The 17,688-nt window shown below is 34.6% G+C and carries 13 protein-coding genes; 7 read left to right on the top strand and 6 right to left on the bottom strand.

What is annotated here, in order from left to right:
• Positions 1-3: 3 nt before the first annotated feature.
• The gene (locus tag F0000_RS13510) at positions 4-1,392 is read left to right on the top strand and encodes a RagB/SusD family nutrient uptake outer membrane protein (RefSeq protein WP_149625251.1); all 1,389 of its coding nucleotides are present in this window, start codon (positions 4-6) and stop codon (positions 1,390-1,392) included.
• A 389-nt stretch (positions 1,393-1,781) separates the two neighbouring features.
• On the opposite strand, the gene F0000_RS13505 is transcribed toward F0000_RS13510, so the two are convergent.
• From F0000_RS13505 to ruvB, 6 genes are all read right to left on the bottom strand, one after another.
• Positions 1,782-4,097, bottom strand: a complete 2,316-nt coding sequence (locus F0000_RS13505) for an NADP-dependent malic enzyme (RefSeq protein WP_149625250.1) — start codon at positions 4,095-4,097, stop codon at positions 1,782-1,784.
• Between the two features lie 216 nt (positions 4,098-4,313).
• Entirely contained in the window at positions 4,314-6,251 is a 1,938-nt protein-coding gene (locus tag F0000_RS13500) for a trehalase family glycosidase (protein ID WP_149625249.1), read from the bottom strand.
• Positions 6,252-6,790: 539 nt separating this feature from the next.
• Positions 6,791-7,717: a tRNA epoxyqueuosine(34) reductase QueG gene (gene queG / locus F0000_RS13495; protein ID WP_149625248.1), complete on the bottom strand. Its 927-nt coding sequence runs from the start codon at positions 7,715-7,717 to the stop codon at positions 6,791-6,793.
• Positions 7,718-8,227 (bottom strand): mechanosensitive ion channel family protein, encoded by a 510-nt coding sequence (locus F0000_RS13490; protein WP_149625247.1) that lies wholly within the window; start codon positions 8,225-8,227, stop codon positions 7,718-7,720. It abuts the gene before it with no gap.
• Between the two features lie 24 nt (positions 8,228-8,251).
• Positions 8,252-9,598, bottom strand: a complete 1,347-nt coding sequence (locus F0000_RS13485; protein WP_149625246.1) for a cytochrome P450 — start codon at positions 9,596-9,598, stop codon at positions 8,252-8,254.
• Between the two features lie 197 nt (positions 9,599-9,795).
• Entirely contained in the window at positions 9,796-10,818 is a 1,023-nt protein-coding gene (gene ruvB, locus F0000_RS13480) for a Holliday junction branch migration DNA helicase RuvB (RefSeq protein WP_149625245.1), read from the bottom strand.
• A gap of 191 nt (positions 10,819-11,009) precedes the next feature.
• Between ruvB and F0000_RS13475 the strand changes: the two genes are divergently transcribed.
• The 6 genes from F0000_RS13475 to F0000_RS13450 are packed head-to-tail and all read left to right on the top strand — an operon-like array spanning position 11,010 to position 17,078.
• Positions 11,010-11,639 carry a GntR family transcriptional regulator gene (locus F0000_RS13475; protein WP_149625244.1) on the top strand — a complete coding sequence of 210 codons (630 nt, stop codon included), beginning with the start codon at positions 11,010-11,012 and terminating at the stop codon, positions 11,637-11,639.
• Between the two features lie 59 nt (positions 11,640-11,698).
• Positions 11,699-12,745: an isocitrate/isopropylmalate dehydrogenase family protein gene (locus F0000_RS13470; RefSeq protein WP_149625243.1), complete on the top strand. Its 1,047-nt coding sequence runs from the start codon at positions 11,699-11,701 to the stop codon at positions 12,743-12,745.
• A 12-nt stretch (positions 12,746-12,757) separates the two neighbouring features.
• On the top strand, positions 12,758-13,396 hold the full coding sequence (locus F0000_RS13465; RefSeq protein ID WP_149625242.1) for a cyclase family protein: 639 nt from the start codon (positions 12,758-12,760) through the stop codon (positions 13,394-13,396).
• Positions 13,393-14,793, top strand: coding sequence for a four-carbon acid sugar kinase family protein (locus F0000_RS13460; protein ID WP_149625241.1), 1,401 nt, complete (start codon positions 13,393-13,395; stop codon positions 14,791-14,793). The genes F0000_RS13465 and F0000_RS13460 overlap by 4 nt, the downstream gene beginning before the upstream one ends.
• A 1-nt stretch (position 14,794) precedes the next feature.
• Positions 14,795-16,051 carry an MFS transporter gene (locus F0000_RS13455; RefSeq protein WP_149625240.1) on the top strand — a complete coding sequence of 419 codons (1,257 nt, stop codon included), beginning with the start codon at positions 14,795-14,797 and terminating at the stop codon, positions 16,049-16,051.
• Entirely contained in the window at positions 16,044-17,078 is a 1,035-nt protein-coding gene (locus tag F0000_RS13450; RefSeq protein ID WP_149625239.1) for a Gfo/Idh/MocA family protein, read from the top strand. Before F0000_RS13455 ends, F0000_RS13450 begins: the two co-directional genes overlap by 8 nt.
• Positions 17,079-17,688 lie beyond the last annotated feature (610 nt).

The following is a 17,688-nucleotide window of genomic DNA, read 5'->3' as shown; positions in this document are numbered from 1 at the left end:
AAAATGAAAATACTAAAGAATATTTTAATAGTAGGTTTTGTTGCATTAATAGCAGTTTCTTGCGAAATTGAAGATGCAACAAATTTGAATGGACCTACAACAGATTCTGTCTCTGAAGATTTGTCGAGAGCAGAATTGAGACAGACAATGGCAGGTGTATTAGCTGATATGAGAGTTCAATTAGCAACACAAACTGATGGTCAGGCTGTGGCTGGAAGAGAATATTGGAGATTCCAAAGTTCTGACCCAAGATGGACTGCGGATTTATTAACCGGAACCTTAGATGATAATACCTTTTATACTACAAATCCGTATGCAGCCAGATACGCTACAGTGAAAGATATTAATCTAATTCTAGAAGGATTAGAAAATTCTACAGCTGGTTTTTCTGCAGAAGAAATAGCAGCAACAAGAGGTTTTGCAAATACCATTAAGGCACACGAGTTGTTGATGGTACTGAATCAACAATTTCAAAACGGAATTCGTGTTGATGTCAATGACCCGGACAACCTTGGTCCTTTTGTTAGTTATGAAGAAGGACTGACAGCCGTTTTTGAAATGCTGACAACTGCCTCTGCGGATTTGGCTAATGCAGGAAGTGAGTTCCCTTTTGTAATACCATCTGGTTTTGACGGTATCGAAGGGGCATCAGGAGTTCCTGATATACCAGAAGATGCTATAGTATCTCCAGCAGATTTTCTCACCTTTACAAATGCTTTAATGGCAAGAGTAGAGGCATATCGTGGCAACTATGCATCTGTGATTACATTGCTTTCAAACTCTTTTATGGATATGTCTGGAGATCTTAGAACTGGAGCTTATTTTACATTCTCTCTAACCGGTGCCGATATTGCTAATCCATTGTTTTTTGCATTAAATTCTACAGTTGCAAATGCAAGAATTGCACATCCATCATTTATAGTGGATGCAGAAGCAAATGATAACAGACTTAGTAAGGTGGTTTTTAGAGAAGTATTAAATGATGCTACTGGTATGGTAGAAGCAAACCCTTTAACTTCGGATAATCTAACAGGTACTCATGACGTGTTTATTTATGACAGTAATGTGGCTTCTGTACCGATTTTAAGAAATGAAGAGTTAATTTTGTTATTGGCAGAGGCTAACCATATTACAAATCCTACTGCGGCAGTAGCAGCGATTGATATTATTAGGACAGCAGCAGGTTTACCTGCATACTCTGGAGGAACTACTCCCGCAGATTTGGTTACAGAAATATTAAATCAAAGGAGATACTCATTATACGCAGAAGGAGGTCATCGATGGATTGATTTAAGAAGATTTGATAGATTAAGTGATTTAGAACCTTTAGATAGAGGAGGAGATGCTACTTTTGATAGATTCCCTACTCCAGCTAATGAAAATCGTAATTAAGAAATTAGTCTAATTGATAATATTTAAATAAAAACGCCGCAAATTTGCGGCGTTTTTTTATGATTTATATCTCAAGAATTTTGAAATCTATTCTATGTATTATACGATTTATAACTAAAAATTTCGCATATTCATCGTTTCTTTTTCCTTTCTACTTCGTTTAAAAAATAAACCGTAGCTATAGCTATGTTTGATTTTTTTGCCTTGCATAAAGAAAAAATAATTCAATGAATTTATACGAATTTTTTAATCACAAATCGTATTAGACATTTTTTTTAAGATTTTATAATTCTAGTACCGATTTAAAATCCTAATTAAAATCTGCTCTTTTTGCTTAAGCGTTTAAAACCATAATTATATATAAAAAGATTGTCTTACTCACACCCTACTTATATTCTATCTACCACTAAAGAAGTATATAATTCTTTTTCTCTTTTTTCTTTTTCCTGAGCATCAATAACTGCAATGGCCGCCATATTTACAATTTCTTCTACACTAGCTCCTAGCTGAAGAATATGCACAGGTTTTTTCATACCCATCATAATAGGACCAATGGATTCTGAGTCGTTTAATTCTTTAAGCATCTTATATGTACTATTAGCAGAATCCAGATTAGGAAATACTAATGTATTTACTTTACGCCCATTCAGTTTAGAAAACGGAAATTTGTCTTTACGCATTTCTTTATTCAATGCAAAATCCATCTGTAATTCTCCGTCTACCATGAGATCCGGATAGTATCTATGCAGATATGCCACAGCTTCTTTTACCTTAGACGCATTAGGATGTTTTGAAGATCCAAAATTAGCATAAGATATCATAGCAACTACTGGATCTACACCAAACATTTCTACAGTTTTGGCAGTCATTTGTGCAATCTTAGCCAATTCTTTAGCCGTAGGCTCAATATTAATAGAAGTATCACTAATAAATAAAGGTCCCTTATCAGTCATCATCAAATTCATAGTAGCAATACGGGTAGCTCCTTTTGCCAATCCAACAAGATCAAGCATTGGTTTTAACACTGAAGGATAACTACGGGAATATCCAGATAGCAATGCGTCTGCATCTCCTTCATTAACCATCATAGCTGCAAAATAATTACGTTCACGCATTACTCGTTGTGCGCCATATAATGTGATTCCTTTTCTACTATTATCCTTCCAGTATTTCTCTGCATACCTGTTTTTCCGGTCAATTTCTTCGTCTTCCTTTGGATCGATAATAGTTACTCCTTTCGGATCAAATTCAATCTCTTTCATCAGTTCCAGAATAATATCTCTACGCCCCAGTAATATCGGGAAGGCAATTCCTTCTTCTTTTACTGTTTGTGCTGCTTTCAATACATCCAGGTGATCTCCTTCTGCAAAAACCACTCTTTTGGGATTCGTTTTTGCCCTATCCATTAATAAGCGTACTAGCTTATTATCATTCCCCATCCGTTCTCTTAATTCATCCTCATACCGTTGCCAATCTGTGATAGGTTCTGTTGCTACACCACTTTCGATAGCTGCTTTTGCTACCGCCGGAGGAACTTTTGCTATTAACCTGGGATCAAAAGGTTTTGGGATGATGTATTCTCTACCAAAATTAAGACGGGTTTCTCCATATGCTATATTCACCTGTTCTGGTACAGGTTCTTTTGCTAATTCTGCCAGCGCTTTTACGGCAGCCATTTTCATAGCTTCATTAATAGCTGTAGCTCTTACATCTAATGCTCCTCTAAAAATAAATGGAAAACCTAATACATTATTTACCTGATTAGGATGATCACTTCTTCCGGTCGCCATAATTACGTCTTTGCGTGCACTAATCGCCAAATCGTATCTAATTTCCGGATCAGGGTTGGCCATCGCAAAAACGATAGGATCATTCGCCATAGTTTTCAACATCTCTGGAGTCACCAGGTTGGCCATAGACAATCCTATAAACACATCTGCATCTTTCATAGCATCTTCTAAACTATTGAGATCAAGGCTTGTAGCAAATTCTGCTTTTTCTTTGGTAAGATTCTCTCTATCTGCACGTATAACTCCTTTACTATCAGTCATCACAATATTTTCAGACTTTGCACCAAAAGCTTTATACAAGCGTGTGCATGATACCGCTGCGGCTCCTGCCCCACTAACCACAATCCTAACTTTATCAATATCTTTTTCTGTTATTTCTAATGCGTTTAACAGTGCCGCCGCAGAGATAATGGCTGTCCCATGTTGATCATCGTGCATGACAGGAATATCCAATTCTTCTTTTAAACGTCTTTCTATTTCGAATGCTTCGGGCGCTTTTATATCTTCAAGATTGATCCCTCCAAAAGTGGGGGCGATGTTTTTTACCGTTTCAACAAACGCATCTATGTCTTTCGTATCTACCTCAATATCAAACACGTCAATATCAGCAAAAATTTTAAACAATAAGCCCTTACCTTCCATTACTGGTTTTGAGGCTTCCGGACCTATATCTCCTAGTCCTAGCACCGCTGTACCATTAGAGATAACGGCAACCAGATTCCCTTTGGCTGTATACTTATAAGCATTTGCCGGGTCTTTTTCAATTTCTAAACAGGGTTCTGCTACTCCTGGAGAATATGCCAATGACAGATCTCTTTGTGTTGCATATTTTTTTGTGGGTACTACTTTAATTTTACCTGGGGTAGGCTTAGCGTGATAAACTAATGCTTCTCGTCTTTTGCTTTCGATACTCATACTAAATCAATATATTATGTGTGAATATAAAATGAATTTCAAAAAATAAAACGAACTTATTTGTATTCGTTTATATTTTTGAACTTCATCTAACCTATACAAAGGTACAAGTCTATTCGAGATGCAAAAACTAAACGACAGTTATCTTTTAAATAAAATAAAATTCTAAAAACTTTTATTTATTTCACAAAATCAATACTAAATTCACTAAGTATTCTACTTTTTACTGAAGATTTTATCAGGATCTACGCCTTTATCTAGTTTTTTCTTAGTATCCTCATTCAAAATACTTAATCCTAGTTGATACGATGCATTCATCCATCCAAAACCACTGGGAGTAATGTAGTTAAACTCTGTCCCCACGTTACCATATTCTGCATATACTTTGTGAGTACAGGCAACTACATCATACTTTTCGGGAATCGTACCGTTGTAATCTACCGCATTTTTAGTAATCATCCAAAGCCAACGATATATCAGTTCTTTGGCTTCTTCTGTATATCCATAGTTAAGTAAACCTCTCCAGATCATCATTTGATGTGGCGCCCATCCATTGGGGTAATCCCACTGCCGCTGTGGTGCATCAGGAGTACTCTTATCTGATATATCTGTAGTCCCTGCTATGCCTCCTTTTTGGACCAATTCGTCGAATAAGCTCTTTACTAATAGTGCCGCCTGCTTCTCTGTACATAATCCTGCCCAAAGAGGATAATAATTAGTTGCTGATGTAATAGGTTGTTGTTGTTTCTTAACCATATTGTAATCATAAAATGTTCCTTTCTCCTGATTCCACATTAATGTATTCATGCGATCCTTTCTTCTTTCAGCTTTTCGTAACCACTGCGCTGATGTATGCTTTGTAACTCCCATCATAAACTCATTCCCGAACGCTTCTCTAATCAGGTAGGCAATATCTTTTTCATACTTATATAAGAGACTATTAATCCCAACAGTATTCAAGTCTATACAAACATTATCCAGCCGGTTTGATGTATCGTGACCACTTTCTCTCATAGAGCGATCGTGTGTAAAGTATAGGTCTAGTTTTTTATCTATAAGTACTCCCGAGTTGTATTTTTCTGTAAACTCTATTAGATCAAGTTGATGTTTTTCTGCATATGTATTCAGAACAAAATCAAAATGTCCTTCTTCTGTTTCTGGTGGGATTCCTATTCCTTCTCCATAAAACCGATTCAATCCGGTAGTTGTGAGCCTCACTCCTTTTTGCATCCATACGGTCTCATATTCTTTGATTACCATTCTCAAGTTGTTTGCCAGCCATTCTCTGGAAAGTTGTGAGTTGTTTTCATATATTTCTTTTAATAATGAACTAAAAAAAGGCGGCTGTGTTCTGGTCAAATAATAACTTCTGTTCGCATTAAGAATCTTGCCATAATGTGCTATTTGATATCCAAAATTATCTGCCATTGCCATTGCCAGATCCGCTCGCCCGTCAATTAATAAGCCCACAGACTCAAAGTAACTATCCCAACCATACATCTCGTTAAACCGTCCTCCCGGAACTACAAAAGGTGTAGCCTGATAAGCTCCCTGATCATCTTTATAGTGAGCCAGGTTTAAAATTCCTGGTTTTCTGTTTAGTTTCTTAACATATTCTGGCGTAATAACTTCAGGTAATGTTACCACCTTAAGTGTTGGAATGTCAGTTTTTATAGATTCGAAATAACTAAGTGCTTCCTGATCTTTATTAGGTACATATATTCTAAAAGTATCTGTATCAGATTTTGTATCCTCTAGTATTTTTGACAATCCTTTTTTATCTACAGATCTGGTGAGGTTATCCCAATATCGGGTTTTTATTAATCTTGAAATTCGATTACTTGGCGATTCAGTAATTCTCTCTAAAGAGATCGCACTATCTTTTTCTGCAATCGCCAATTCCTGAAGCAGGTTAGATAAATGATAGGTTCCTTTTAGTGAATGAATTGTTCCACTAGCATCTGCGAAATCAAATTCCTTTGGTCCTTTATCGTCAATAGTTATTTTTTTATCCCCATCTGTATCTTCTTGTATTATTAATTGTTCTAAAACTTTCTGATGACTCAACTGTGGTATTTTCACTTCGTTTTTACATCCTATATCCATTATAAGAATCACGAAAAGTAAGAAATAGTACGTTTTAAAATGTTTCATATTCAGGACTTTACTATTGAATGCGTATTTTTTGATTAACACTTTATCCGACAGTATTTAACAATAATTTTGCTAAAAACTTCTAAGATCGGTGTAAAATAAATTCGTTTATTGAATTGTTTTTCAGAATTTAAGGGTATCTGAAAAGGACTTTTTAATTTTCTCTGAGTAAGATATTAAAATTTAAACGAGATTTCTATGAGAAATACCTGAATACTTTCATCTGTAGTACAAAAGTTTACATATTTCTGAAATTAACCTTGCCATTTCTAACGTAAATCTTGCAAATATGGGGCTACCTATTTTTTATACCAGTCATCATTTGAATTTACTGGAACAAAATATCCTTTTTTATTTTAGTTTTCAGAATAAAAAAGTCAAAATTTTCTTTTACACAACTTCAAACAATAAATGGTATTACCTAATATTTAAACATAGAAATTAGGTATTACTTTAACGATATAAAACTTTTGATTTTTGTTTATATAACAATATTTTGTTTTCTTATGAGTAATTCAGATTAAAACCTTCTTATAATACTACTTTTTTAAAAATTGAATGTTTCGGGTTAAGCCAGAGAATTTAGTTCTTTTTACCGCAGATTTTTGAAATACTTTAGAAAATACTTCTTGCGTAATCTCTTCCCAATCTTTTTGGGTCATCTCCAATAATTCTGGATTAGGATCAAATAATGGCTCGTTATGTGACTTAGAGAAACGATTCCAGGGGCATACATCCTGACATATATCGCACCCAAACATCCAATTATCAAATTTACCTTGAACAGTTGCAGGTATTTCATCTTTTAATTCGATGGTAAAATAGGAAATACACTTACTTCCATCTACCACATAAGGATCAACAATGGCTTGAGTAGGACAAGCATCTATACAAGCAGTACAGGTTCCACAATGATCCGTAACAGGAGTATCATATTCTAATTCTAAATCAAGTATCAATTCTGCGATAAAATAGTAAGAACCAACTTTTTGAGTAATCAAATTACTATTCTTACCTACCCAGCCCAAACCACTTTTTGCTGCCCAGGCTTTGTCTAATACTGGTGCAGAATCTACAAAAGCTCTTCCATGTACTTCTCCGATTTCCTCAGAAATAAATTCCAGGAGCTGCTTAAGTTTTCCTTTGATAACGTGATGATAATCATGACCATAGGCATACTTAGAAATTTTTGGAGCATCTGGGTCTTTCTGAGATGCTGAAGGAAAATAATTTAATAATAATGATATTACACTTTTGGACCCTTCTACCAGAAGTGTTGGATCCAGACGTTTATCAAAATGATTTTCCATGTAAGACATCTGTCCGTTCATATTTTTTTGCAACCATTTCTCTAACCGAGGTGCTTCTTCTTCAAGAAATGCTGCTTTGCTAATACCACAGGACAAAAACCCAAGACGTCTGGCTTCCTCTTTTATAATTTTAGTATACTTAGATTTTAGTGTCAATTATATTTCTTCTTTTATATCCTTACTCATAATCTGTATCCCTTTTTGTATTACCAGCGATGTGGGTAATGTTATATTTTCTCCACGATCAGTACGCATAAAAAGATAAAAACTAGTAATATCTTTTACTTCTCCAACCCAATCAAAATCTTTATCCAAAACCTTAATTCTATCTCCGATTCTTACTGGATGGTTAAAGAATAAAATTGCACTTGCTGTAAGATTAGATAATATAGACCACTGTGCAAAAAAAGCAATCCCAAGAACCGCTAATACCGAAGAAATAAAAACACTAAAATCCTTAATATCAACTCCCCAAATAATAGCAAGTACTGCTATTGTTATTAAGTATATAAAGAGGTAACTAAAATTAAGTATCGCTTTACTCCTATTAGGATTTATAGCTCTCACCTTACTGAATTTTCTAATTATCTGTTTGGATATAAATCTTACAATCAACAAAAGGGTAAATAAGATAACTGTATATATTTCTAATTTATAGGGTATCATCTTCGTGTTTTTTATAATATTGATCTATCTAGTTGTAAATTTTAAGAGTGGGGCAACTGGTTTTAATGTAATTAATGGTTTTATATTAATTTCTTCTATCTCTGTTGCTATTTGATATTTCTTAATCAATTCACTAACAGTGACAATCATTTCATACATCGCAAAATTACTGCCTACACACATTCTAGGCCCTGCCCCAAAAGGAAAATACCAATCTGAATATTCTTTTTTATAATCTTGATGAAATCTGTCAGGATCAAAAGTCTCCGGTCGTTCCCAAAAATCATTATGTCTATGTATCTCATAAAAAGAGATTAGAACCGTCATCCCTTTTGCTAATCGTATGCCACTATAACTATCATTTTCAATGGCAACACGATCAGAAAAATAAACAGGAGGATATAATCGCATCGCTTCTTCAATACACTGAATTGTATATTTACTTCTGGCAAACTGCTCCATCAGTGGTACTTCATCTGCTCCAAACCCAAGCGCTTCTTTATACACTTTTTCCTGAATCTCTGGATGCATTGCCAGTAATACTAATGTAAATGTGAGTGCATTAGAGGTCGTCTCATGACCTGCCACAAAAAGAATAAGTATCTCATCTATTAATTGTTCATTATTCATTTGGCTACCGTCATCATACCTGGAAGCCAACAACATATCCAGAAGGTCATCATAAGTATTCCCCGAGTTCTTTCTCTCTTCAATAATTAGATTTAGCATAGCTCTCGCTTCACTGGTTAATCTCAGTGTATTTTTAATCTGTCCACTAAGATAAAACCACCATCTTTTATAAGGCTGTCTGATTTCCCGAATCAAAGATCGTTGTGCCTCTTCTGTAATCTGCTGAAGCCTGCTAATAGTATCCCCGGTATCTGTATAACTAAATAAAGATTTGGCAACTACCTTAAAAGCTATATCATTCATTAAAGGGTAGATATCTATGGTCAGGTCTGGTTGAATTCGTGTTAATTCTTTTTTAATCGTTTCTCGTATCGTAGCTGCAATACCATCAATCTTCTTTTTATAAAATGCAGGCTGAATTAGCCTTCTTTGTTTTAACCAATACTCACCATTTGAGGTTAAAAGTCCATTTCCTATATATCTTGCTAAGTCTTTTGACTGCAGTGGAGATTTATGATATTTACGATGATGATGCTGAAGCATATGTTTTGCCAAACCAGCATCTCGTATAAATAGAGCTGATTTTCCAAAACCAAGACTTACTTCAAAAATATCTCCATGTTTTTCAAAATTCTCATGATGAAATGGCAATGGGTTTTTGAGAATTCTTTTAGCATTTTTTAATACACGAAGAAATGAGACTTTAGGAATATTCATATATATAGTATCCTTAGACTTCATCTGTTTACATGTATTGTTTTTAGGAATAACATCGAATCTTTGACTCGATATTCGAGATTTAAATGCTCTGAGGCTTTCCTCGAAATCAAAATGTTTTTTTCAATAAATGCCTCGCAGGCTTGCCCTGAGGTAGTTTACTACTAAAAGAATCATTCGCTTTTATTCTTAAAACTTTTTTTAAATTGTGTTATTTCTTGTTAAAACAATCCTCCCTGGATTCCTCCTTTAACTCTTCCTAAATGTTTATATGCTGCTTCGGTGACCTCACGACCACGTGGAGTTCTCATAATAAACCCTTGCTGAATCAAAAAAGGTTCATATACTTCTTCTATTGTCTCTGGGCTTTCACTTACGGCAGTAGCAATGGTGGTTAATCCAACAGGACCACCTTTGAATTTATCAATCAATGTCAGTAAAATTTTATTATCCATCTCATCCAATCCATGTGCATCTACATTCAAAGCTTTGAGTGCATATTTAGAAATCTCGATGTCAATCTTACCATTACCTTTAATCTGTGCAAAATCGCGCACTCTCCTTAGTAATGCATTTGCTATCCTGGGAGTTCCTCTACTTCTTCCCGCAATTTCTATTGCAGCTTCCATAGAGATAGGTACATTAAGTATATGTGCACTTCTTTCTACAATAGTAGCTAGTAACTCTGTTGTATAATATTGTAATCTGGACTGAATTCCGAATCGGGCACGCATAGGAGCGGTTAACAAACCTGATCTTGTAGTAGCTCCTATCAGTGTAAAAGGATTGAGATTAATCTGTACCGTTCTGGCATTCGGTCCACTCTCAATCATAATATCAATTTTATAATCTTCCATTGCAGAATACAAATATTCTTCTACAATTGGACTCAATCGATGAATCTCATCAATGAATAATACATCTCTATCATCCAGATTAGTCAATAATCCCGCCAAATCACCTGGCTTGTCTAGTACTGGCCCGGAAGTAACTTTAATACCAACACCGAGTTCATTAGCCAGAATATGAGCCAGTGTGGTTTTACCTAATCCCGGTGGACCATGAAATAACGTATGATCCAATGCTTCATCTCTTAAATTTGCCGCTTGAACAAAAATCTTGAGATTCTCTAGTACCTGATCCTGTCCAGCAAAATCTTCGAAAGCAAGAGGTCTTAATGCTCTTTCAATATCCAGTTCTTCATTAGAAAAATTCTCACTTGATGGATTCAGGTTTTCATTCATTCTTTTATCGGGTCATTTATTAACAGCTATATCAGTAACAAAGATACTAGAAAAAGTGAATCACTCTTTAGATGTACAAATACTTAAAGTATTCTGTAATATTCTTTTTATAAAATATACTATTTCAACACATTAAATCATTTAATAAAGTTGTATATTGCATTTTGTATACAAAAAACAATATTGTTTTTATGATAGAATATACAGATCTAAGCAAACCTATTTATGATCGCTTAAAAGAAATGATCATTAATGAAGAGCTAAAACCTGGAGAAAAAATAATACAAGAAAAAATAGCCGAATCATTAGGAGTTAGCAGAACTCCTTTGATGAAAGCACTGCTCACTCTCGAGAACGAATACCTAGTAGAAAGTATTCCCAGAAGAGGAATATTTGTGCGAAGCAGAGATCAAAAAGAGATCATTGATGTTTATTTCTGTAGAGAAGCGCTAGAAGGTATGGCCGCACGATTATTAGCAGAACAGAAGGATTATTCAATTATCGGACAACTTAAAGATTGTTTTACACCTTTTGTAAATAAAAAAGAAATAAACCCAATAAACTATGCCAAGGCAGATGAGAGATTTCATAAATCACTCATTAAACTCACAGGAAATGCGCCTCTTGATAAGATTTATTTCTTTAGCAGCATTCATGACAAAGTTATCGGTCACGGATTAGTAAGGCCGCCTGAAGAAACTATGGAAGAGCACTTCAAAATCATTAATGCCATAGCTATGGGAAATCCTGAAGATGCAGAATCATATGCACGAGAGCATATTAGAAAATCAAGAGAATTATTAATCAACCAACATAAATAAGAACCCCGTTGTGATGTATAGAATTACACTCATAACTCACAACCAATAAAATTAAAAAAGTGAATACGTATAACATTGCAGTAGTGCCCGGAGATGGCATAGGAAACGAAATTGTACCCGAAGGCATAAAAGTTCTGGAAGCAGTTGCCAAAAAACATAATTTTACCATAACCACAGAATACTTTGACTGGGGCGCTGGTTACTACCTAAAAAACAACAAGTTTTTACCCGAAAATGGATTGCAAACTTTGCAAAAATTTGATGCTATTTATTTTGGATCTGTAGGGCTACCAGAAGTTGACGATACATTACCAGCCAAAGATTATACGTTTAAGGTACGTACTAGTTTTGAACAATATGTAAATTTTAGACCTGTTCGCACCTATCCTGGAGTACAACGCCCATTGAGAACAGAAAAGCATATCGATTTTGTAATCATACGAGAAAACACAGAAGGAGAATTTGTTCAGATTGGAGATCAATATCTACCAGATGCTGCAAGCGGAATGGGAGTCGATACGAGTATTTTTACCAGAAAAGGTACTGAAAGAATTGCACATTATGCGTTTAAACTTGCCCAAACCAGAAGAAAAAAAGTAACGCATATTACTAAATCTAATACGTTAATCAACAGTCTCACCTATTGGGATCGAATCATTAAGGAAGTAGCACAGCAATATCCAGAAGTAGAACATAATCAGATGTATATTGATAACTCTACTGCGAATTTTGTATTAAAACCAGAGATCTTTGATGTCGTACTGACTACCAATCTTTTTGGAGACATTCTCAGTGACCTTGGTGGTGCTGTGATGGGAAGCCTGGGATTAGGTGGTAGTGGTAATATCAATCCAGAAAAAGAGTTCCCTTCTATGTTTGAGCCTATTCACGGATCAGCTCCTGATATCGCCGGTAAAAATATTGCAAATCCTTATGGGCAGATCTGGTCGGGCGCATTAATGCTTGAACATTTAGGAGAGCAACATGCTGCTGGTTCCATCATGAAAGCTATTGACAAATCTACCGAGCAGGGAGTACTTACCTTAGATTTAGGTGGTAAAGCCAGTACGACTGATGTTGCCAATGCTGTAATTGAGAATCTATAAAAGCATTGTATCATGAAAAACATCGTTGATCTTACGCTTTCTTATACAAATCAGCTGGATGGGTTCACCAAAAAAACCAATAAAACAGTAAAAGATGATGGCTGGAATGCCAGTACGCTCACTTTTTATTCTCATTGCGGCACACATATGGATGCACCTGCTCATTTTAATGTAAGTGATCAAACAATAGATCAAATTCCTCTTTCTGATTGTATGGGTAAAGCCTGGATCATCGATGTACGTACTATTGGATTTAAAGGATTAATAACTTCTGATCATATTCCTAAAAACATAAAAGAGCAGTTTATACCTGGTGATAGTTTGATTTTCTGGACAGATTGGTCTCGATATGTTGATTCATCCATCTATAGAGATGAGCTGCCAAGAATAAGTGAAGAGCTTGCTTTGTGGTGCGTAAAACAAAATGTAAAAATGATTGGTGTAGAACCACCATCTGTTGCAGATGTAAATAATATAGAAGAAGTTACAAATATTCATCAGATCTTACTGCAAAGCGTTGTGATTATCGAAGGGCTTACCAATATTGATGCAGTGCAATCCAATACCATAGAACTAATTGCATTACCCTTAAAAATTTCTAATGGAGATGGTGCACCTGCAAGAGTAATCGCTATAGAAAATTATTCATGAATTCAATATCAGACATATCAAAAACATTACCTGCTGTCGATATAACTAATTATAGAGATAAGAATGATATCCTTTTTAGAAGTCTTCATAAAACCTGTATTGTAATTGACGATGATCCGACTGGTAATCAAACAGTTTATGGAATACCTTTGTTAACCGTCTGGGATGTAGAAACGCTTACTGATGAGTTAAAAAAAAAGACACCCATATTTTTTATATTGACAAACTCCAGAAGTCTCCGAGTTACAGAAATATCTGAAATATACCATAAAATAGCTAAAAATATAATCAAAGCCTCTGCAATAACGCAACGTGGATATACGATTATCAGTAGAAGTGATTCTACACTAAGAGGACATTTCTCGGCAGAGATTAATGCTATAAAACATTCTGAAGATTTTTTAAATACTCTTACCATATTTATACCTGTTATGTTTGAGGGAGGCAGAATAACTGTAAATGATATTCACTATATATTGGATTCGGGTACTTTGACACCTGTTAATGAAACAGCTTTTTCAAAAGATCATTCTTTTGGATACACCAAAGCTAATCTAAAAGAGTGGATAGAAGAAAAAACAAACGGCAACATACAGGCATCAGAAATAGCTTCATTTTCGATTTCGGAAATAAGAACGCTCGATATACATTCATTAAGCAAACAAATTTTGGCACTGACATACGGTACCTATTGTATCATCAATGCGCTTAATTATAATGATCTGGATAAAATTACACAGGCGTTACTACTGGCAGAAAAAAATGGCAAAAAAATCCTATACAGAACTTCAAGTTCATTTGTTCCAAGCTACATTGGGCTTTCTAAAAAAGAGCTGCTAGATCCCAAGGATTTATTTCATAACACTACTAAAAATGGAGGCTTACTTATTATAGGGTCTTATGTTTCTAAATCTTCTGCACAGTTGAAATATTTATTAAGCCAGGCTGATATAAATAATACAATAGAAATACACATAGATCAAATATTAGGTAGTAATTCAATTTCTTATCTCGAAACTATCATTGCTAAAGCAGATCGACATCTTAAATCAGGTAAGAATACAATTGTTTACACCAGTCGAAAATTAGTTACCGGATCAGATATTGACACTACGATTGCTATTGCAACCAAGGTATCGATGGCACTGGTTACATTACTAAAACAAATTTCTACCAGACCAAAATATATTTTAGCAAAAGGAGGTATTACTTCTCATGATATTGCAATCAAAGGTCTGGGTATGAAACGCTCTAAAGTTTTAGGACAAATATTACCCGGTATCCCAGTTTGGGAAATGGGTAAAGAAACAAAATTTCCGAAGATACCTTACATTGTTTTTCCGGGAAATGTAGGTACTGAGGAATCACTTTACACATTAATACAAAAATTATCTTGATATGACAACATCTTCAAAAAGATATGGATTCTTTGCTGGTTCTTTTTTAATAACACTCTTATTGTATATAGATAGAGTGTGTATTTCCTCAGCAAAAGACGCTATCGGTAGAGACTTAAGTCTTACAGACACAGAAATGGGGTGGGTATTGGGAGCATTTGCTTTAGGTTATGCCCTCTTCCAGGTTCCTGGTGGAGCACTGGGTGACCGCTATGGAGTTCGCAAAGTTATGACTGCAATTATGGTTATCTGGTCTGTATTCACATCATTAACAGGGTTTGCCTGGAATTATATTTCCATGCTTTTTTTTAGATTCATATTCGGCGCAGGAGAAGCAGGAGCCTTTCCTAATATTTCGAGAGCTGCCTTCTCCTGGGTTCCTTTAAAAGAACGCGGTATTTTTCAAGGGATCAATTTTTCCGGATCTCGTTTGGGAGCTGCATTTGCATTACCTCTAGTCGCATATATGATAGAGATTTTTGGGTGGAGAAATATCTTTTACATTTTTGGAGCTATAGGAATCATATTTGCCATCATGTTTTATTTTGTTTTTACTAATACTCCAGAAGAACATCAGGGAATTCCTGAAGAAGAGAAACAATATATCATCGAAAACCGTCAAAAAGAAAGTATTTCGACAAAAAAAGGGTTATCTATTAAAAAAATACTTAGTTCTAAAAATGTACTTTTTGCTATGGGGCAATATATCGGTAGTAATTTTATATTTTTTTTCACGCTTACCTGGCTATTCCCATATATTAAGCAAAAATATAGTCTGAACCTTGTAGATGCAGGATTCTACTCTATGTTACCACTATTAGCAGGTGCTGTAGGCAATTGGGTTTCTGGGTTTCTGGTAGATACTATCTATAGAAAAGGAAAATGGAAACTTTCAAGAAGAGTTCCAGCTATTATAGGATTTGTACTGGTCATTATAGGAATTATTTCAAGTTTATATATGGAGTCTCCCTTGGGGGCAGTATTATGTATATCAATAGCAATTTTTGGAGCTGATATGACCCTCAGCCCTTCCTGGTCATTTTGTATTGATATAGGACAGAATCATGCGGGTAAGGTATCAGGAATGATGAATATGGCAGGAAACCTTGGCTCTTTTACTACTGCACTTGCTTTCCCATATTTACAGAAATGGACAGGCTCTAACGATACTTTTTTTTATATCGCTGCTATTCTTGCAGGTATTTCCATCATTTTTTGGCTTAATATGAATCCTGATAAAACCATTGTAAATGAATAAACAGTTTAGAGGAGTCGCTATTGGGTGTGGCTATTTTAGTCAATTTCAATATGAAGCATGGAGCAGAATTCCAGAAGTGACAATTACAGCAATATGCAGTATTGATCCCGATGAAGCAAGGACAACTATGAACACTTATAATATAAACAAGTACTATATTGATTATAAAGAAATGCTTACTCAGGAAATGCCTGATTTTGTAGATATTATAACACCTCCAGAAACTCATTACGAGATGTGCTGTTTTGCTGCAGATCTGGGGATCGCTATTATATGTCAAAAACCTTTAGCTCCCAGATATGATGAAGCTATCAAACTAGTTGATTATATCACAAAAAAAAAAGTGCGATTTGCAGTTCATGAGAACTTTCGCTTTCAACCCTGGCATCGGGAAATTAAAAAAATTATAGACTATAATGAAATTGGTGATCTTTTTAGTTTGAACTTCAGGTCCAGAATGGGCGATGGTTGGGGAGCTGATGCATACCTAAGCAGGCAACCTTATTTTAGAGACTATAAAAAACTACTCATTTATGAAACAGGCGTACATTTTATAGATACTTTTAGATATCATGGTGGAGAAATAAATAGTGTATTTGCTATGCTAAAAAAATTAAACCCTGTGATACAAGGAGAAGATTCTGCGGTCGTTATTCTAAATTTTGAGAATAATGCACACGCACTGTGGGACGCAAATAGATACAACGAAAACAATTTTAAAAAATCAAGATATACTTTTGGTGAATACCTCATTGATGGTTCCAAAGGTTCTGTCAGATTATATTCTGACGGAAAAATAACAATACAAAAACTAGGAGAGATAGAAAAACAACATGAATATTCCCATAATGATACTGGTTTTGCAGGAGATTGCTGTTATAATTTTCAAAAAGATTATATAGATAGATTAATCTCCGGAAAGGATTTTGAAACCGATGGAGAGGATTATCTAAAAACACTAAAAGTTCAGGAAGCTATATATAAGTCATCCAAAACAAAAACCATCGTAAATATTAAGTCACTATAATATTTTTATGGGTAGGGATATCTTAGATATACTTGTTAATATAACTATAAAACATTAATTAATAATCTTAAAACCTAAAACTATGCTTACATATATCTAGCTACTGTACTCACACATGATACCCCAACAACAGTAATATAATTAAAAATATTATTGAGATCCCAACTACAAATTGCTGAATCGTGGTTTACGACTGCAAAAATCGTATCCCTAATTTTGGAAATCACAATACGAAGTATTAGTAATTCTTATACCAATTCTATTTTAGAAATACTCAAATAGAAGTAGTAATTTCTTGTTTAGACAAAAAGAAAATAAAGTATCTCTACAATTTCTTTTTATTTTGAAATATAAACGAAAAAGAGCAAACTTTAACAGGTAATTTTAAATCAGAAAAGGGTACTAATTAGAAAACATTACTATTAAACAATTAATAATCAATTACATTGCGCTATTCCTAATAGTTATAGGGAATTAATGTGGTTAGAAAATTAAGATTTTTCCAGAAACAGCAAACGTATTCTCTTTATTTAGCATAGAAAAGAATTTTTAAGTAGCATTATTTGATGTAATCTATAGTCATAATTAGTAAATTCAGAATATACAATGA

This window comes from Aquimarina sp. RZ0, assembly GCF_008370685.1.
GTDB lineage: Bacteria > Bacteroidota > Bacteroidia > Flavobacteriales > Flavobacteriaceae > Aquimarina.
Note: the sequence above shows the minus strand (reverse complement) of the source record. Positions and strands in the feature narration are given on the sequence as shown.